13 protein-coding genes and 2 CRISPR repeat arrays (1 of these 15 running past the window's edge) are annotated in these 18,989 nt (G+C 42.5%); of the genes, 3 read left to right on the top strand and 10 right to left on the bottom strand.

Going from position 1 to position 18,989, the window contains the following annotated elements:
• Positions 1–472: a CRISPR direct-repeat array (repeat unit 29 nt; unit sequence CTTTATATCCCACTACGTTCAGATAAAAC) (it extends 347 nt beyond the left edge of the window).
• Between the two features lie 228 nt (positions 473–700).
• The 8 genes from cas2 to cas6 all read right to left on the bottom strand — a co-directional run bounded on the left by cas2 (position 701) and on the right by cas6 (position 9,187).
• Positions 701–964 (bottom strand): CRISPR-associated endonuclease Cas2, encoded by a 264-nt coding sequence (gene cas2, locus ACFSUC_RS02900; protein WP_379927945.1) that lies wholly within the window; start codon positions 962–964, stop codon positions 701–703.
• 1 nt (position 965) lies between these two features.
• Complete coding sequence (gene cas1b / locus ACFSUC_RS02905) at positions 966–1,952, bottom strand: type I-B CRISPR-associated endonuclease Cas1b (RefSeq protein WP_379927946.1); 987 nt, start codon at positions 1,950–1,952, stop codon at positions 966–968.
• Positions 1,942–2,460: a CRISPR-associated protein Cas4 gene (gene cas4, locus ACFSUC_RS02910; protein ID WP_379927947.1), complete on the bottom strand. Its 519-nt coding sequence runs from the start codon at positions 2,458–2,460 to the stop codon at positions 1,942–1,944. The genes cas1b and cas4 overlap by 11 nt, the downstream gene beginning before the upstream one ends.
• Positions 2,461–2,471: 11 nt before the next feature.
• A complete protein-coding gene (cas3, locus tag ACFSUC_RS02915; protein WP_379927948.1) occupies positions 2,472–4,730 on the bottom strand; it encodes a CRISPR-associated helicase Cas3' in 2,259 nt (752 codons plus the stop codon).
• A gap of 78 nt (positions 4,731–4,808) precedes the next feature.
• Positions 4,809–5,522: a type I-B CRISPR-associated protein Cas5b gene (gene cas5b / locus ACFSUC_RS02920; protein ID WP_379927949.1), complete on the bottom strand. Its 714-nt coding sequence runs from the start codon at positions 5,520–5,522 to the stop codon at positions 4,809–4,811.
• Positions 5,519–6,412, bottom strand: coding sequence for a type I-B CRISPR-associated protein Cas7/Cst2/DevR (gene cas7i, locus ACFSUC_RS02925; protein ID WP_379927951.1), 894 nt, complete (start codon positions 6,410–6,412; stop codon positions 5,519–5,521). The genes cas5b and cas7i overlap by 4 nt, the downstream gene beginning before the upstream one ends.
• Positions 6,405–8,201, bottom strand: a complete 1,797-nt coding sequence (locus ACFSUC_RS02930) for a hypothetical protein (protein WP_379927952.1) — start codon at positions 8,199–8,201, stop codon at positions 6,405–6,407. Before ACFSUC_RS02930 ends, cas7i begins: the two co-directional genes overlap by 8 nt.
• Before the next feature lie 2 nt (positions 8,202–8,203).
• A complete protein-coding gene (gene cas6, locus ACFSUC_RS02935; protein WP_379927953.1) occupies positions 8,204–9,187 on the bottom strand; it encodes a CRISPR-associated endoribonuclease Cas6 in 984 nt (327 codons plus the stop codon).
• A gap of 366 nt (positions 9,188–9,553) precedes the next feature.
• Positions 9,554–11,234: direct repeats of the CRISPR family, unit length 29 nt; unit sequence GTTTTATCTGAACGTAGTGGGATATAAAG.
• Positions 11,235–11,757: 523 nt separating this feature from the next.
• On the opposite strand from cas6, the gene brnQ reads away from it, so the two are divergent.
• Complete coding sequence (brnQ, locus tag ACFSUC_RS02940; protein WP_379927954.1) at positions 11,758–13,065, top strand: branched-chain amino acid transport system II carrier protein; 1,308 nt, start codon at positions 11,758–11,760, stop codon at positions 13,063–13,065.
• A gap of 768 nt (positions 13,066–13,833) precedes the next feature.
• Positions 13,834–14,358: a hypothetical protein gene (locus ACFSUC_RS02945; RefSeq protein ID WP_379927955.1), complete on the top strand. Its 525-nt coding sequence runs from the start codon at positions 13,834–13,836 to the stop codon at positions 14,356–14,358.
• Between the two features lie 94 nt (positions 14,359–14,452).
• Here the strand turns inward: ACFSUC_RS02945 and ACFSUC_RS02950 are convergent, their stop codons facing one another.
• On the bottom strand, positions 14,453–14,689 hold the full coding sequence (locus tag ACFSUC_RS02950) for a DUF1871 family protein (protein ID WP_379927956.1): 237 nt from the start codon (positions 14,687–14,689) through the stop codon (positions 14,453–14,455).
• A 118-nt stretch (positions 14,690–14,807) separates the two neighbouring features.
• On the opposite strand from ACFSUC_RS02950, the gene ACFSUC_RS02955 reads away from it, so the two are divergent.
• Positions 14,808–18,005, top strand: a complete 3,198-nt coding sequence (locus ACFSUC_RS02955) for an ATP-binding protein (protein ID WP_379927957.1) — start codon at positions 14,808–14,810, stop codon at positions 18,003–18,005.
• An 85-nt stretch (positions 18,006–18,090) separates the two neighbouring features.
• On the opposite strand, the gene ACFSUC_RS02960 is transcribed toward ACFSUC_RS02955, so the two are convergent.
• A complete protein-coding gene (locus ACFSUC_RS02960) occupies positions 18,091–18,891 on the bottom strand; it encodes an SdrD B-like domain-containing protein (RefSeq protein WP_379927973.1) in 801 nt (266 codons plus the stop codon).
• Positions 18,892–18,989: the final 98 nt, after the last annotated feature.

Raw genomic sequence — 18,989 nt, forward strand, 5'->3', positions numbered from 1 at the left:
TAAAACTCGCTTTCAAAAGAAAAAAGACCATTTTCAACTGCCTTTATATCCCACTACGTTCAGATAAAACGGTCGAAGATGATTTGGATTTAAAAGATCTTGATTACTTTATATCCCACTACGTTCAGATAAAACTCTGTTCTAATGGTGTTCAGTACCACGTGATTGTATGACTTTATATCCCACTACGTTCAGATAAAACCATTGAAAACTAAATATTGTTAGTGGTAAAGTTCCATTACTTTATATCCCACTACGTTCAGATAAAACCCAGGATCTTACCGTCATTGAAAGGCTGAGGTTTGAAACTTTATATCCCACTACGTTCAGATAAAACAAGACTGTGTTTTTTACTGCCTGTGCAGCGGCGTACACGACTTTATATCCCACTACGTTCAGATAAAACTCAACAGAGACAAGATACGGCAATATGACTTTTACTTCTTTATATCCCACTACGTTCAGATAAAACCCTATATTTCAACATCTTGAGATCCCTTATAGGACAAGGGATTTCGAGTATCGGCCATACAACAATCATTTGCCATTTTGCAGTGGATCGGGAGTCGTGTTTTTTGAAATCATGAAGAATTGCTCAGATCCCTTGCTGTACAAGGCATTTAAGGACTAATAACCAAAAAGCGATTCACTGCACTTTTACGTTGCCTGTTACCATCATCTTAACTTTATGCCATTTTCTTTACAAGAACAAGTCGATTGGACATTTCTCCTGTCCATGTATGGTTTTCTTGATATGTTTAGGATTGTTAATTTGATAGACGTACAGAGAATCTTCCTCGTTATTCATAATTTCATGCAATTCACGGATGCATTTTGTTAAGGCTCCTACCGTTATTTCACCTTCGAAGACTGAATTTTGCGTCCAATCCAAATATTCTCGCATCTTTTTGCATACTTTCCCAACTCTTTTGTGGCCAATATCATACGTAATAATGACAAACACACTACCACCACGCTTTCAATGGTTTATAATCTTCATCTCCTATCACATGCTTTACCAGCTTGTAGCATTCCAGTCGAATCAGATACCGATAGGTTACATTTCTTTTTAATCCACGGTGCTTGATGGTTGTTTTCAATTTTTCTTCCCAAGCGGTAATGAATCTTTTCTTTCCTTCTTCATTTAAGAAACAGATTTCTTCATCCATGTATTCAAAATGCTTTTTGGTGATGCTTCTTTTATTGATTAAATTAAAGATCAGTGGATCGACAAGTAAAGGCTTGAATATCTCTGCCAAGTCTAAACTGAGTGAAAATCGCTTAACGGATGGCTCATGAAGATAACTAATGGTAGGATTCAAAGGTGTTTTATAGATTTCCGCTAATACCGTTTGGTACATAAGGGAGTTGCCAAATGACAGGAGCGCATTTAATGGATCTTTAGGTGGCCTCTTCTCTCTCTTCTCGAATACAAAATCCTGCTTCACCATCACGTTAAACGCTCGATAATAGTGTTGTCTAATCAGTCCTTCTCGTCCCATTATCTCTGGAATGGAGTGAGCATGTGAAAGCTGCAATTGCAAACGCTCAATCTCCTCGATCCATTCCGCTGCTTCCGCCTTATTTCTTCTGAGGTTTCGGAGAATATGATGCACCGCGCCTTGCAGAAATCGATAGGCTAAAAGCATGCGTTTATCGTGAAATAAGTAATGTTCACTTTGCTTGACAATGACATGCCCGCTTTCCTTCCGTTCTCGAGGATAGAAGGTTCCTGTATAAAATCCGTAATAGTTGTAAAATTGAAGCGAAATGCCGTACTGACTTAAATAGGTCAACAGCTTGCTGTTGACCTCCACTTCACCAAAAATATGAAGCGTTCTAAGCTTTTCAACAGGGAGCGGTTTTTGGTTTCCTTCTTCATTTTCAAAATAAATCGTATTGTGCTTTCTCTTTAACCTTCCATTCGCAAATACATAATGATCACGCATCATCTTCATCCACCTCCATGGAGAAGCAAAATCCATAATAGGCACAGGATTTGCAATAAGGAACTTTTTTCACTGCAGGAGGCTTTTGCAATACAATGGTCTCATGAACAGCAGCAATCAGCGATCTTACTTCCTGTTCATCTTTTTGGGTGAGTTCAATCTCTTCCGTCGTTCTTTCCTTGGTATAACTGATGAGCCCTTTCTTGTGAACGTCTCTTAACGACAACTGATACAGGTAATAGAGCATTTGCATCCGGTCGGCCTTGGTCATTTTGCTAGACAGCTTCACTTCACGAATATATTCACCCTCTATGGCGTCAATTTTGAAGGCATCATCAATCAATATTTCTCTATCAGTTAATCTGGGATAGGCTGTTTCATGCAGCACTTTCCCTTGCATTACTCGGTCTGATTCATCTTCCATTCCAATTCCTTTTCGGTAAAGCCAGAGTTTTCGTTTGCAGACGATATAATATTGCAGATCCACTCCACCAATCGTTTGTTCCTGCATGAATACTCCCCCTAATCGAAAAGATTGAGTTCATCCGCTAGCAATCCTGTCTGGCTTGAATATTTACAGTGAATATAATAGAGTCCTTTTATTCCTTCCACTTCATCATATCCAACTTGTTTCGCTCTCCACTCATTCACGGGGACACTGTAGGCTTCGATTTCCCTTCTTCCTTTTCTGCGTTCTTGCTTCGTGACAGCCAGTTTCCACTGTTGCAGTCTGACCTGATATTCTTCATCCTCGATCATACTGCGCGGGATGACCTGTATCTGATTGATCTGTCTAAGTAGCTCCTGTGCGCCCGCCTTATCGATCCTGTAATGGGGGCGATCCTTAAGTTGCTCCAGGGTACAATCAAATTCGCGCTTAAACGCGCTTCCTGCAAGTCGCTGTTCATCGTATAATTTCTTGATCATGTCCTGTTTAACGGACTCCAGCAGTATTCCATCCCCATGAGCTGTGATGATGTGCATACTATCATCATAGATTTCCTGATGATAGACGTAGCCAACACCACTAACTTCACTAGTGCAAATATATATGTTCACATTATCTACTGGTTTGTTACCTTTCCGATTACAGCGCCCGTACCGTTGAAATTGACTGTCTAATGAGGACATTTCCGTAAACAGCACATCAAAATCAATATCCAGACTTGCTTCAACAAGCTGCGTGGTAACCCAAATGCCTGCTTGCTTTCCCTCTGCGAAATCGATCATTTCCGTCTCCAGTCTACTCCGGTCTTTTCGCATAAATCTGGCATGCAGCAAGGAGATGGAAGGGGCATGATCTTCTAAATCGCGGAATATGAGCTGTGCTTGTTTCACCGTATTGCAAATCACCAGAACCTTTTGACTGTGACTGGCTTGCAAGATTTCATTCGTAATGTTTGGATCTCGTATCGATTCCTCCCTAATAAGAATATGATGGCGAACGATCTTATCATCGATGAATTCGGCATATTTGAATGGAAGACGGGCAGATTTCATTTCTCGTTCCAGGGCCTTATAGTAAAAGGAAGGGAGGGTTGCCGTCATGATCATGAAGCTTCCTCCAATCTGATCCACTAACGTCATCGCTCGGATGAGCAACGCGGCAATTTTGGGATCGTACGCTTGAAGCTCATCAATGATGATCTTGCAGGTTGCCATCGTGGCAAATTCCTTTTCAAAACCAAGATAATAAAACGGAAATTTCAACACTTGGTCAATGGTAGAGATGATCAATTTATTGGCAAACTCTCTGGATTGGCTGTGTACCTTTTCGAGCAGAGCGTCATTCGCTTCGACTTGATCATATAAATAATCCAGGCTCGTGGAGTGGAGCAGCCCGACCGCTTCCTCCCCATACTCATTTGTGTACTTGGAAATATTTAATTGATCCTTGTCTGTAATCCTCTTGTACATAGCATTGATACTTACTCTGAGCGGAAGCGTAAATATCCCTTTTTGGTCACCCATCCAGAGCAGCCCTGCTTCCGTCTTACCCATTCCTGTCTGAGCCACGACGACAAGATGATGATCCTGGTGTTGCAGGGCAAAGGATTGAAGCGCTCGTAAAGGCTGCCTCAGCTTATTCCCTATAAAGGCTTGTACATGGTTTGCGATATTCAACTCCGTAGCCAATTCGATAGGAACGTGAGCACTCGCTGCATGATCCAATCGATGCAACAGCCCCTTCAACAACACATATCTGGTATACAGGTGCTCTTCTACATCCGTCGTAATTCTCTCTTTAGGATGAAGCAATTCCATCTTGGATGCTCTTGCCTGAGGATCAATCGAAATGCCAAGTTCTTTTTCCATGGTTTCTATGTAGGGTAGGATATTTGTTTGGTATTGCTCCTGGATTTCTCTTTTCTTCTCGTGTACCGGATATTCTCTCTCATGATGAAAGGCAATGACCTGTGAAACAAGCAATTCCTCGTCTTCATCCAATTTCAATGCATCAATGGGAAGCATCATTACAGACAGCATGTTATGAGGAATCTGATAATCCACCACTTCGGTCACATTATTCAGTTCCGCCACCTCATCAAGCCATTCCTTGTCAATCGATTTTCGAATCTTCCTTTGAAAAGCCAAATCTGCCTTGCCAGCATCATGATATCTCACACAGATTTCTAGCAGCTGCCAATCTCTTTCTGGCAACAAGGTCAACTTCTGCTGGTAAGCAACCTTAAATGCTCGAAATCTGTTTAGCAACTCTTCTGTATGCTCTTTTATCGTTTCCACAGGTTGTGATTTTGCATAATAAATCAATCCGATCACCTCTACACATAAATAATCTAAGGAAATATGAATAAAGAGAAAGAAAGGGAAGCCGTATGATTCAGCCTCCCTTTGTCTCTATGTTGATGGGAAAAATACCGTATCGGGCTGCTCATTCCGCCAAGCATCGATATATAATCCCTCAAATGAACGAATGAACTGACCTGCCTGCATGTATCCGACATGGAGCTTGTCCCATACTCGAACACCATTCACGATGCGATAGGTCCAATTCAATTTGTAAGGGAAATGGCTTACCCTTCTTGTATTGGCTTTAGGAACGTAAGCTGCGTATTTCAGCTCCGGCTCCTCGTTGCATACAGTCAGATTCACGATCTCACATTCGTCAACTCGAACCAGATCCTCCCAGCGTCCAAGACTGAGATGAGCAGATTGAGTAAGAATGGCGTGCTTTAGCTGCTGTAACACCTGTTCATCTGCGTGAACATGAATGAGCAATTCCACATTGTACAACATATGCATGTAGATCGGCATGGTGGTAATATCGTTATATTCTCTGGATACGCCGAGTCCATCCGCAGTCAATGCAAATTCATTGGTTTTGCTCTTCTTGAAAAAATAATGGGTCTGATAATCCGTAGACATCGTATCATATTGACCTTGTATGCTGATCTCCATCGGAATAAGGGTCTTAGCTTCAAGGACAGCATGCAGCATGCCTTTGACGGTGGAATGAGGTGGCAGTGGATACGTTTCTGAGACTTTAAATGCGAATGGTTTTTTATAGCACGCAGTTTGCTGATAAAGCTTCAGTCTCAGCGCCTTCATCATGCCTTTACTCCGATATCTGCTGAGACTTGTTCCTTCAGTTGGCTAAAGAATGCTTCTACAGATCCTGCCCGTTCTCCGACAAGTGAGGCAAATTCATCATCATTGCCAAATAGTCCTGAAACATGCCCAATATACGTATCCTTACCGATCGCTTGACCGCCAAACGTAGTGTCCAGCACATCCTTTAAGCCTGCAACATTGATATGCCACTGCTTCGTATTGTTTTCCAGTGCAACTCTCCCGAGGAAGAATGGATTGGCAACCGGATAGACTCCGCCAATAACAAATAGAGGAGCCAGACTTTCTTGCCGTCCTCGAATATTTCGATTGAGCAGCTTCAGTACATCGAGCAGCTGATGAATGCGCTCTACCCGATCCTCGTCAGAGAGTACAACCTCTCCGTCACGCCCCACTTTGTCTATGTCTAGTGTCAATGTATACGCATATAAGCTTTCATGCTGCTCAATATTGGCCAAATTCGGTGTTTCCCCTATTCTTTCTGCGAGTCCCATATTATTCAAAAACTCCATGTCACTGCGATACGGTTCCAGGGAAACGGCATGAGACAGTCTGGCTACAGCCGGGCGTTTAAGTGATTTCTTACCGGTCTTCAGATACCCGAACAAATCCATCTCAACAGAATCCTTGATCGAGACATCCTCTCTAAATTGCAAGGTTCCCTTCGCCTTGTCGATCGTGTCCAAATTCCAGTCAAACCACTCATTGCCGAGTCTGACAATGTCATAGCGGATGCTTTGTCTGGAAGCAAAGGTCAAGATATCTCCGTTCCCACGATGAATTTTCTTCAATTCAGAGATATTCGCAATGCCTTCCCCATAATTCAATGAATTGGCTCTAAATACAGCGGTGTATGTCAATGCTTTACCCATGTGCTGCTTCCTCCTCTTTTTTGCTTTTCTCATTTCCCAGCATGCCTGCGATAAAACTGGACGCAATCGTCTCGAAATCAAGTCCTTCTTCTTTAAAAATATCAATAAAGATTCGTGGCACTTCTTGATTGGCACTCATATACAAACGAAAAATCGTATCCATGAATTCCTTTTTATTACCTGCTTTTACGGCATTGATTAGACGATATGCGATGCCCTCCAACTTCTTCCGGCCACTTGCCCGATACGGCCCTTCCTCTTCCAATCCTGGACGTTTCTTCACCATGCTCTCTCGCAGCTCTACACCACAATAATAAATAAATCCGATTTGTTTATCGTAGCTTCCCATTTGGTTCACATCCTCTCTGGCATCTATGATTCTTCTTCTCTCTCTTGAAGCATGATACGCTCCCGCTCCATGAAATTCATTTTTCACAGCTTCTCGTAAATACTGGAACAATGTTTGCTTGGGATCTACGCCTTGCAATATCGATCTGATAAAGCTGTCGCGAAAATCATAATGCAACAATAATGTAAGTGCGTTTCCGTATTTTGAAAAATAATGGACGAGATAAGGTGGCATGTGGTAATAATCAAGGAGTGTTTTTTTCATCTGATAGTCGGAATACACTTCAACAAATTGATAAGCATGTTGGATTCTTTCAGCTTTATCCTTAGACTCCTGAAACAGTCCAACGATAGCCTCACCAAATGAAAGATCTTGACCCCGTAAATGTTTATAGTAATTGTTCTCTTTCAAAATGGACTTGAATGATTGCTGAGAAATCACAATCCCTGCAAATCGAATGTTTTCACTGGACGTTGGGGTTCCTCTTTTTCTTGTATAAAAGGTGACTCCGAAAGGAACAAGGAACATGATCAATCTAGCAACAGCACTCATCGGCACAGGAAGCTTATGATCGAATTCCCAATGAAAATTTACCGCTTTGCTTTTCGACAAAGCCAGCGGAGAAAATACCATTTCCTCGTATGATTGCGTAGCCGTTAATTCATCCAAAAAACTGCAAGGTAGCAATTCTTCTTGAAAATACAGGCGAATCTCATCGATGCTCGTACATTTTTTTAATTTCTTCAGCCAATCCTTGAATGGCTTATATTCCTCTTGATGGTCTGTTAAGAACTGAATGATAGGGTGTTGATCAGGAGAGGTGTTTATACGTTCATATAGCAATAACTCCAAATAAGCAGGACGGACAAAATCTTTTTCGATTTGTTGGATATGCTCCTCTATACTCTTCGAGTTGAATACGGGCTGTAGGATGCTGGTTTGTCCATAGAAGGGGTTAAGAATGATCGCTTTCGCATAATTGAGGGTTAATTTCTCGTTGATCATGGGAGTGGAAGCTAACTGCTCATAATCCTGTACCGCTCGCCTTACTTTTTCTTGATCTTCAGAAGAACCAACTTCCTTCAGTTGATCAAGAATCTGACTCATCAATCCGCACTCCTCAGAATCTGAGAAATACTTGTCTACTTTTTTAAATTGCTCACTGATCTGCTTCCGTATTTCGGCAACATAAGCTTTGGTATTTTCCGGCTTCTTCTTCATTTGCTCCAAATACCAATTCATTCGCTTTACATCTCGCCTTACTACACTGAACTCTTCAATAAGCTTATGTATATATCTGGTTGAGAGGTTTTGTATGTCCTTCGAATTTAATTCAATTCCATGCTTAGTCATCGTCACTTGATCTTGTCCAAGCAACCGCACAAATCCGATAAGCCCAGCCGTCATAAACCATTCGTCTGCGTGAACCTCAATTGGCACACTCATCCCTCCTCTCTTATGTAGTCTGTCAACCCAAAGAAAGCGGTTCTTTTGCCAATTCCCAGTTGATATAAAATCTGCAAATCCTCCCAATGACCCTCCAACTTTATTAAGCCTTTATATGCCGTGTAATACAAAGATTGATCGGGGTGCGTCTCCTGATAAATACGATTGCTTTCTTTAACCACCATTTTCTGCATATTAATAGGGGTGAATCGAATCGGACGATACAGTTCTCTTCCAGCAGCTTGTCGTATTTGAAGGTTTGCGAAATAATTCAGTTCCTTCTCATAGCCCTCATCCGTTGGTGACAATGGTTTTCCATTTTGATCTTCCACCAATATCGGGGATAAGGTCTTGAGTATGACGGAATGGGATGCAATTTCAGCTTCACGTAATAACTGGATAGAGGATTGCTTCCACTTCACGCCACCGATCATATATTCCTCCATTTCTCGAAATCCATTAAAGGCATGGATGGCAAACTCCATAGTGGAACTAACGGTAATCGAGAAATCCTTTAGATAAATGCGCTGACCCTCTATTCGAAAGTCCCTCAAATATACAGCGGTCGAGAAAGGTTTGATTTCTTGTCTTTGCTGCTCAAATAATTGTTGATAGAATGAAATGTCCGCTTTTTTTATCGCCTCTTTCAGGAGACTGTAGATTTTCATTCGATAATGCACAGGAATCCACTCTGCTTCGTAGGTAACTTTAAATCTCATCTTTTCACCTCCATTTCTATTTAGAATGTTAATTAAAAGCTTCCTCGCTCCAAAATAAATGAAACTTCCTTCCTCCAATATAGTACAATCAAAACCAAATTTCAACATAATTTGTAATAAAGATGGAATATTGAGTAGATTTATATCTTGTTCATTATCAGTAAAGAATAGATATATGAAAAATGAAAAAAACAAGACCCAAGAAGTCTTGTTTAATTTGACCATAGCTCCCACATGTTCAGATAAGATTAACGGAATCATCTAAATAGAAACTTTATATCCCTCAAAGTTCAGAAGATACATGTAGAATACCACAAATCAAGATGATTTTGAACAATCGCAACAGTGCATACAATAGACTGGGACATCGTCAAAGATTTCTATCTGTTGTCTTGTTGTTTCAAAGTGAAGAGTGTAAAATCTAGGTATATTCCCCTGTGGAATTGCAGTGGATCTACTTTTCAATAAATCTCTTTGAGCCCTTATACAGCAAGGGATCTGAGCAATTCTTCTTGATTTCAAAAAACACGACTCCCGATCCACTGCAAAATGGCTAATGATTACTGTGATGCCGATACTGAAATCCCTTATCCTATAAGGGATCTCAAGATGTTGAAATATAGGGGGGTTTTATCTGAACGTAATGGGATATAAAGTCATCATGGAATGGATCATTCCCTAGTGTTCTTGTCCGTTTTATCTGAACGTAATGGGATATAAAGCCAGCATGCTCATGATCTGCTGGAATGCGACCGTGTGTTTTATCTGAACGTAATGGGATATAAAGAGCTTCATGATTTATCAGCTAATGCGCTTTATGGTGGTTTTATCTGAACGTAATGGGATATAAAGGCTAAATCCGGTTCAATATTTGCTTTCCATGTCAAAGTTTTATCTGAACGTAATGGGATATAAAGGTGTTATCTTTGATTCGCTATATCAGGAGTGTTAGAGTTTTATCTGAACGTAGTGGGATATAAAGCTGTTAAAGTGTCCACTGTTACAGTCTCCACTGTTAGTTTTATCTGAACGTAGTGGGATATAAAGTTGATATAGAGTCTATACCTTTGGGAGATGGTGGAGTTAGTTTTATCTGAACGTAGTGGGATATAAAGCATATTTGTTCTTGTACCACTCGAAAGGATCGGGGCCAGTTTTATCTGAACGTAGTGGGATATAAAGATATATTGAAGGATAGCTCCCGTCTGACTTGAAATTGGGTTTTATCTGAACGTAGTGGGATATAAAGCAATCTCAACCATTTTGATCACGCTTTTTTGACATAGTTTTATCTGAACGTAGTGGGATATAAAGATACACAGACGTACATTGCGTCTGTCCGTCCAATTGGTTTTATCTGAACGTAGTGGGATATAAAGAGAGGCAGGGTGAATATTTTTGTATAAGAGGCGGATGAGTTTTATCTGAACGTAGTGGGATATAAAGCTCGAAACCAAGGTTCGGGACAGATCGAGCGTCTGTCCGTTTTATCTGAACGTAGTGGGATATAAAGTCGGGTTGCGGAGTCGGCTTTTCAAGGATCTGGCTGGTTTTATCTGAACGTAGTGGGATATAAAGCAAATTCAGCACGAGTCAATGAGTCATTCGGACGTGTGCGTTTTATCTGAACGTAGTGCGATATAAAGATAGAATCAAAGAAGCTAAGTGCCAGGTAGATAATAACGTTTTATCTGAACGTAGTGGGATATAAAGGCGCAACTTGAAGCGCTCAAAAAAGGGAGAGAAAAAGTTTTATCTGAACGTAGTGGGATATAAAGTAGGCATGATCATATCTGGTACGTTTGGCTTTGTTGGCGTTTTATCTGAACGTAGTGGGATATAAAGTCATTTGAGCGACAAATTGGTTGGCCTATTCAGTCTTCGTTTTATCTGAACGTAGTGGGATATAAAGGGCTCCATTTCGGATGATTCTACCGTTTCAACGGTTCCGTTTTATCTGAACGTAGTGGGATATAAAGCAGTCAAAAACAGCTATGCAACGTGCAGAAGAGTCTGTTTTATCTGAACGTAGTGGGATATAAAGACCTAGCGGAGGGGTTGTCTAGTTACACAGTATTTAAAGGTTTTATCTGAACGTAGTGGGATATAAAGTAACATGTACGACCTTGCTATTGATTGTGGTTCGCGTTTTATCTAAACGTAGTGGGATATAAAGGACATTCTGGGAAAAGATTGATAGCCCAATTACACGTTTTATCTGAACGTAGTGGGATATAAAGTAGCATGTCACGATCACCAGTCGTCTATCTCGCACCTCGTTTTATCTGAACGTAGTGGGATATAAAGACCATTTGGGTAATCTCATTCCTACAAACTCTCTTTGTATTATCTGAACGTAGTGTGTATAAAGGACAGAAAATATTCGAAGTTTGCACCGTGTTCAACATGTTTTATCTGAACGTAGTGAGATATAAAGAAGTCGTTTTCCCTCAAAAATGGCTTTGCGTAATAGAGTTTTATCTGAACGTAGTGGGATATAAATGTAATATAAAAGCTCGTTTCATCGAGTGTGTCGGCGTTTTATCTGAACGTAGTGGGATAGTTGTCTTTTCATCTTTGTGTAGGAACTGCTTAATTTAGTTTTAGCGCAAGATATAAACTCAAGGCCACGCCCCTTGAATGCATGATAAAACTTCTCTGGATCATACATACATCAGCCACCAAAAATGCCATAATTATTATGGCATTTTCTTATTCAATGTTGTAATGTATGTAACGTGCTCTATTCCTTACATATCGGGGCATGCATGCTAGCTCAGCCATTCAGCTCTTAATAACTATTACAAATCCTCATTTTGGAGAGACTTCTTATGGAACGCACTGTTTTTAGTCACACTTTGACCATTGGATTGATGTTATTCGCTTTATTCTTCGGTGCGGGAAATCTGATCTTTCCTGCGATGATGGGTCAGATGGCCGGAAATGAGTATGGGCAAGCCAATCTGGGATTCCTGATTACAGGCGTTGGCCTTCCGTTGATCGGGACGATGGCGATTGGGTTTTCCGGCGTGAAAAATCTCCTTGCCTTAACGCAACGTGTACATCCCTTGTTTGCTTATGTCTACACGACATTGCTTTACTTAACGATCGGACCGTTGTTTGCGATGCCCAGAACGGGCAGCATTTCATATGAAATCGGGATTAAACCCTATGTGGGTTCAGCTTATGATTCAATCGCCATGGCCATCTTCACCGTTTTATTTTTTGGGGTGACCTTTCTCTTTTCTGTAAATCCGGTAAGAATGGTTGAAATCGTAGGAAAGATTCTGACTCCGATTTTGCTCGTTTCCATCAGCATTTTAGCTATCGCATCCTTTACGGTACCGGTCGGTAAACCTCAGGAACCCGATTCCAGTTATGCCTCCGAGCCCTTCTTTAAAGGATTTCAGGATGGCTATTTGACGATGGATGCGTTAGCTGCACTGGTTTTCGGGATCATCGTCATCAACGCGATTCGAGCAAAAGGGATTCAAGATCGCAAACGCATTTTATCCGTGTGCTTGCAAGCCACGCTCATTGCAGCAACCATGCTTGCGCTCATTTATACTTCGTTAACCTATATGGGGGCCAGCAGTGTATCCACCTTTGGCATTTTGGCGAATGGCGGCGAGGTCCTCACCTCTGTCACTGGTCATTATTTTGGTACATTTGGAGGATTTGCACTCGGTGTGATTGTACTGCTTGCCTGTCTCACAACAAGCATCGGTCTGACTACGTCTTGCAGTGGCTATTTTCAACAGATAATTCCGGGTATGTCATACAGAAGCATTTGCATGGTGTTATGTGTGATTAGCGCCATATTGGCTAATATTGGCCTGGAACAGTTAATTCAGTTTTCCGTGCCTGTTTTGTCAATCCTGTATCCGTTAGCGATCGTGTTAATCTTATTAACCTTCCTTCATCAATTATTTCAAGGAAAGCGTGCCGTCTACATGATGAGTCTGCTGTTTACGTTTCTTGTCAGTATCGTGGACGGTCTGAAGGATACTCCTCTTCATATGGAACAAGTCAACGACTGGTTTCAGCAATACTTGCCTCTCTATCCGGTTGGTTTGGGGTGGCTGCTTCCAGCCTGCGCAGGGGCAATAATAGGGCTGTTCCAGAAAAAAGGATCATAAACATGTTCGTGTTACCGTACTACCTGCCAGACAAGTCTTGAATAAGCAGGGATAACATTCCTTCCTGGTAGCCGATCTTGCCTTCTTTACTTATTTTCGCAGCTGCCTGTGCGAACTTGGATGGAAAGCAAGCAGAGAAAAGTAACAAGCGTGTAAGCAGGATGAAATGAACAGCAGACAGGAAACGGTATCAGAATACTGTCATCTTATGATTGGCTGATTGAAACCCTTCTGTGAGCCTCATATATGGATAAACATAGAGTCTCCCCGTACCTCTCATGGTCGGGGAGACTCTATTGTTTTGAAATGAGACATACAAAAGCTTCGAAGGATTGAATTAAAGAACGTCTCGGAACGAGGCTCTTTCTATCATTCAAAAGCTTGTATCAGTATGTATGACATTGGAATTTATTAATTTTTTATCTCATTGAGTCCCTACAAAGTGAATGATTCCAGCGATGATCAGGAATACAATACCCATGACCAATATACGAATCACCATTTTCTGCATATTCATACGCCACCTTAACATACATATTTGCATCTGAAACGGATTTAATCGCTCGCCGCTAGCGGAATGGACTTAAGACCTCCTATAGATTCACGCAGAGGATTTCTTGGCCCATTCTAGAGACATCCCGCAAATGATACATACAAAACCGAGCACAAATGTGCCATAAGGATAAAGGAGAACAGATTGAAAAATCAGCATTGTTGAAGTTTTTTATCTATTGATATCGTCAATATAACTAAAGGGGGAATAAAATAATGAGAATGGTGACATGTTTCCTTTTGGTTCTTGCTTTAACTGCTTGCTCCAATGACTCAAACATTGCTACTGAAGAAAAGAAAAAGGGAACTATTCAGCTGGAAACAATGAAGCCTATCACAGAAAAAGGATCGTCGGAACAGACTGTTAACTTAGATATAAGTCGGATTATATTTGATCCGGGTTTGGATCCAGGTCTTATAAATAAATTACTGATTTACTTCAAAGCTTTGAGACAAGCCGATCCAAAACAAGCAGCAGATATTTTTTATTTGGAGCCGGAAAATTCCATAGGATTGCTATGGATGTTTGATATGCAGGATATTACTTCAATTGATGCCGTAGAAATAGATACTTCCAGAAAATTGCCTGATGATTTCCTAGGTGAACATGGAGTGGTGTCTGAATCCAGATTACCGTCAATAGTGACGAACGTTCATTATACAGAATCTAACCATTCCAATTCAGTGAATTTCATTTTTGTTCAATCTGAAAATGGATGGAAACTTTTTCGCGTAGATTAACCATTCGCCCGTTGATTCCAGGCAACTGGCTGTATAGACTTGAAAGGTGTTCTGTTCCTGTCTCTCAAATAGGGGCAGTCCCAAATATAACAGGTCATGTTTTTATTTTTCTTGCCATTCGATTGCATTCTTCGCGTGATTTCGTAAATTCTTGTCCAAAAGACTGGGTAAAGATGTGATGAATCATTTCTCCCAGTTGTTCACTGGTTTGCGAATGACCACAGGCCTCTTTGATTTGATTTACTTCATCTTCGTACTCTTCTTCCAGCAAAGGATAGATGTCGATCGGATTCCATTCGTTTATCATTTCAATGATCTTTTCGCTCATCATGCACCTGACCTTGTATCATTTGAAAACAGCATTTTTACGGTAAGAACTGGGATTTGACTGGTTCTATCACCCAGAAATTCAAAGGATTTTTCTGGCTTGTTATCGAATCTATTGTATCATGATGAAAACTTCGACCAAACTAAAATCCAGATCTGCCTATCCCCATACATATACAGCTAAAAGCTTCATCCAGCACTTGCTGATTTTTCTTCTCTTCTTGTCCATTCTCCTGCTGATTCGATGGGCATGGAACGAGTTCAACGCCACTCCCGATCATCCGCAGGCTGTACAAGGAGTTGTGGACTTTCGGGGTTGGAACTTCGAGGATTCCAGATCGATTACACTACATGGTGAATGGGAGTTCTTCCCTCAAGCCCTGCTTACTCCGGATCATTTTGATGCTTCCGGTTCTTCCGGACAACTCTCTGCCGACACAAAATATGTTCAAGTTCCCGGCAATTGGGGGAATCCTTCGAACAGGGTGGAACAACCTGCGTACGGTTATGGCACTTATCGACTGCGTATTCTTGTCGATCCGTCTCTAGATCAGCCTTATGCACTTTGGATACATCGGATTAACTTCGCCTCCATGGTATTCCTGAACGATCAACAAGAATTGCCATTTGGTCTCCCTGCAGAGGATAAGAATCGTTATCGCCCGAAAGCCAAATCCTACACGGCAAATTATGACGCCAATGGTGCTGAGGAGATCGTATTGCTTATTCAAGTGGCGAACTACGAAAATCCTTGGGAGGGCGGGATTGTCGGTCCTGTCCACTTTGGCTCCCAGGCAGCTGTCGACACGGAGTATATGTATAACATCGGCATTCAGTTTGTTGTGTTTATTGTCTTAGTGCTGCATGCGCTTTACGCTGTCTTATTATTTGTATTTAGTGGCAAACAAAAAACGATCATCCCTTTATTTTTCATGTTTCTATTTGCAGCGATTTTTGTCATTTCCGATCATGATCACTTACTCTTACTATGGCTGTCACTTGCATATAAATGGGATCTGAAAATCAGGCTCCTTACATATATGTGGCTGTCTTTTTCCGCTATGCAACTGATAAGAACGCTGTCTGCACAATCCGGTAACAACAAAGGATTTAGCATCTTTACGGCTCTGCTTGGCTGTTACTCTGTCTTTATTGTCTGTACACCTGCCTATTTTAATTATCACACTTACAGTACGGTTCTATTTCTTTTATTCTATTTGCTGCCAGTGGCCTGGAGCTTTGTCTTGATCTTTGGCATGGTGAGAAGAAAGCAAAAGGACGCTTTTTATATCCTTTTTGCAGGCACCGCTATTTTAAGCAGTGCACTCGGAGGGATCCTGTTTCTGGGAAATCCGTTTGACACCCGCTTTTACCCTGTTGATATCCTGGCTTCCGTTGTTGGCTTTTCGGCATATTGTTTCAAAATTTTCTTTCGAAATGCGAGAGAAAGAGATGAGCTGAATGAACGTCTAAGGGATTCCGATAAGAGAAAGGATCAGTTTCTCGCCAATACATCCCACGAGCTTCGAACACCTCTGCACGGCATTATGAACATTGCCCGTTCCCTCGCCCGCCAAGATGGGGGAAGAAGCAATGGAATCGAAGTTAGAGACCTAGAGCTTCTCATTAAATTGAGCAGCCGCATGTCGCACATGCTGGATGATTTGTTGGACGCTGCTCGACTCAAGGACGGGCATATCAAGTTGAATAGAGCCCCGCTGCTGATGCAATCTGTTGTACCGGGAGTTATCGAGATGCTCGATTTTCTGGTCAGAGGCCGTTCAGTTCGCCTAGAGATGAATATCTCCAAGGATGCGCCTGCGGTATGGGCAGATGAAAAAAGAGTCATTCAAATCGTGTACAATTTACTGCATAATGCTATCAAGTTCACAGAGCGGGGCACAATCCGCATAATCGCGGAGAGACGAATGAAACACCTGGCCGTCCATATCATCGACACCGGTATGGGTATGGACAAGCTGACGTTAAGCCGTATCTTTAACCCCTATGAGCAAGGAAGCGCTCAGTTTGACAGCGGCAGCGGGGTTGGACTCGGCCTTAGTATTTGCAAGCAGCTTGTTGAGCTGCACGGCGGTGAATTAACCGCGACCTCCGTTCCAGGAAAAGGCTCTACGTTCACCCTGCAGTTACCGCTAGCTGATGCTGCTCATTCTCAGGAGACCGTCGTTCCACTGCTTACGAACAGGATGGCCACATATCCATGGGAGAGGCCAGAGCATGCCGCATCGGTTGAATCCACGGATGATCCACCTTACGCTGAGAGCAGTGAATATGTGTCCTCGTTTCGTCCAAAACTGTCGATGAATATGAACGGTCAAACTAATATCCTGGCCGTCGATGACGATCCCGTCAACTTGAATGTCCTGACCACCATTCTTTCAGATGATGCGTATCATCTCCGAACCGCAACCTCCGCGTCGGAAGCGCTGGCGATGTTGGATGAGGAGAGATGGGACTTGATTATTACCGATGTTATGATGCCGGGTATATCCGGCTATGAGTTGACCAAGCGAGTGAGAGAGCGGTTCTCTCTATCCGAACTGCCTATTCTGCTCTTGACAGCCCGCAGTCAGCTCACCGACACCTTTACCGGCTTCTCCTGCGGAGCCAATGATTATGTGACAAAGCCCGTGGACGCGTTGGAGCTGCAATATCGGATTTGGTCGCTAACCATGCTGAAGCAATCGGTAGACGAAAGCTTGCGAATAGAGGCCGCATCCTTACAAGCCCAAATCGAGCCGCACTTCTTATTCAACGCCTTGAATTCGATCTTGGCCTTAAGCACGCTGGACATTGAACGAATGCATAAGCTCGGCGAAGCATTCACAGCTTATTTGCGTATCAGCTACCAATTCGTAAATTCAAGAAAGCTGGTACTGTTGTCCCAGGAGCTTGAACTGGTGCAAGCCTATTTGTATATCGAAAAGGAACGGTTTGAGGACAGACTGTCCATTATATGGGAGGGCGAGCGAAATCTGCATGTGACGATTCCTCCCCTGACGATTCAACCGTTAGTGGAGAATGCGGTCAAGCATGGAGTGGTCAATCGTGCAAGCGGTGGGACAGTTACCATTCGCATTGTTCATGAAGTGGATCATGTCCGTATTGAAATCAAGGATGATGGCTTCGGTATGGATGCAGCAATGGTAAAGGAATGTATTCAGCCCCCTACAGACAATCGAGCCGGAATTGGCTTGTACAATACGAACCGCAGGCTAAAGCAAATCTACGGGCAAGGTCTCCTTATCACGAGTCAATCAGGCGAAGGCACGACGGTATCTTTCTCTATTCCTGTATAGGCAAAGATGCTTGTTACAGAAAAAAACACAAGCCCCGAAGGAACGCTGCTCCGGGGCTTGTGTTTTCTCATTCTTACGCATTCAACTATTGTGCAGATGGTTGGCTGCTTCTCATTCTCCAGATAAATATCCCTAGCGCACATAGCAACGCACCAATCCACGGCGTAACCGGTGCAGATTCTCCTGCTTCGGGCAGCTCGTCTTGTGCATCCCCACCCGCTTGAATGGCGGTATCGCCTGCTGATTGCTCACCTGTATGTCCCGCAACCACATTTTCATCCCCGCCATCAGGGTGAGGCGGTACGGTCATGTCATCCGGGTGCTCGGGCGCTGTCGGCTTCCCTGATGTCTCCGGCTCCTCAGGATTCGCTGGTGCCTCTGGCTCCTCAGGATTCGTTGGTGTATCTGGCTCAGTTGGTTCTACTGATTGGCTTACAACCATACCTGCATCAATCGTCAGATTATGCTCGCCAGTTCCCAAGACAATGATTCCACTACAGCCTTTGCCCGCATGGCCACTCGCTAGTTCCTCTGCCATATTCGCATCGGAATCGATCGTGACATCGCCGCCCTGCCATGCAGCTGTTATTTCATAGCCTTCCGGTGCTATAAAGCAAACCTGATATTTTCCTGGCTGAAGATTATCGAACAAATAATAGCCTGCTTGACCTTCTTTTTCCCCTGTCATCGTATGCGCAATTTTCACATAGGTGCCAGAGAAATGTTCCTTGTACAATTCCACAGAGATATCGTTGACTCCCTTTTCCTCTGGCTCATTTTGGCGTCCATCCTCGTTCTCATCTTCCCACACATAGTTACCGAGACTTCCCAATAGAACAAATGGGACGGACGGTCTACTATGATATGCTCCCCTTTGAGTAGACACCTGAAATAACAAAATTCAGGACTACTCAAAGGGGAGCTTTTTTATGGGAAGAAGACGAATCAGTTATGACAAGAAAATGGAAGCTGTAGAGAAATACA

This window comes from Marinicrinis sediminis (assembly GCF_042685085.1).
GTDB lineage: Bacteria > Bacillota > Bacilli > Paenibacillales > KCTC-33676 > Marinicrinis > Marinicrinis sediminis.

What these genes read in the sequence shown, in the direction of transcription:
- brnQ (WP_379927954.1), top strand. Translation starts at nt 11,758, where the DNA reads ATGGAACGCACTGTTTTTAGTCACACTTTGACCATTGGATTGATGTTA.
- ACFSUC_RS02955 (WP_379927957.1), top strand. Translation starts at nt 14,808, where the DNA reads ATGATGAAAACTTCGACCAAACTAAAATCCAGATCTGCCTATCCCCAT.
- cas4 (WP_379927947.1), bottom strand. Translation starts at nt 2,460, where the DNA reads ATGCAGGAACAAACGATTGGTGGAGTGGATCTGCAATATTATATCGTC.
- cas7i (WP_379927951.1), bottom strand. Translation starts at nt 6,412, where the DNA reads ATGGGTAAAGCATTGACATACACCGCTGTATTTAGAGCCAATTCATTG.
- cas5b (WP_379927949.1), bottom strand. Translation starts at nt 5,522, where the DNA reads ATGATGAAGGCGCTGAGACTGAAGCTTTATCAGCAAACTGCGTGCTAT.
- ACFSUC_RS02945 (WP_379927955.1), top strand. Translation starts at nt 13,834, where the DNA reads ATGAGAATGGTGACATGTTTCCTTTTGGTTCTTGCTTTAACTGCTTGC.
- cas1b (WP_379927946.1), bottom strand. Translation starts at nt 1,952, where the DNA reads ATGATGCGTGATCATTATGTATTTGCGAATGGAAGGTTAAAGAGAAAG.
- ACFSUC_RS02950 (WP_379927956.1), bottom strand. Translation starts at nt 14,689, where the DNA reads ATGATGAGCGAAAAGATCATTGAAATGATAAACGAATGGAATCCGATC.
- cas6 (WP_379927953.1), bottom strand. Translation starts at nt 9,187, where the DNA reads ATGATTCCGTTAATCTTATCTGAACATGTGGGAGCTATGGTCAAATTA.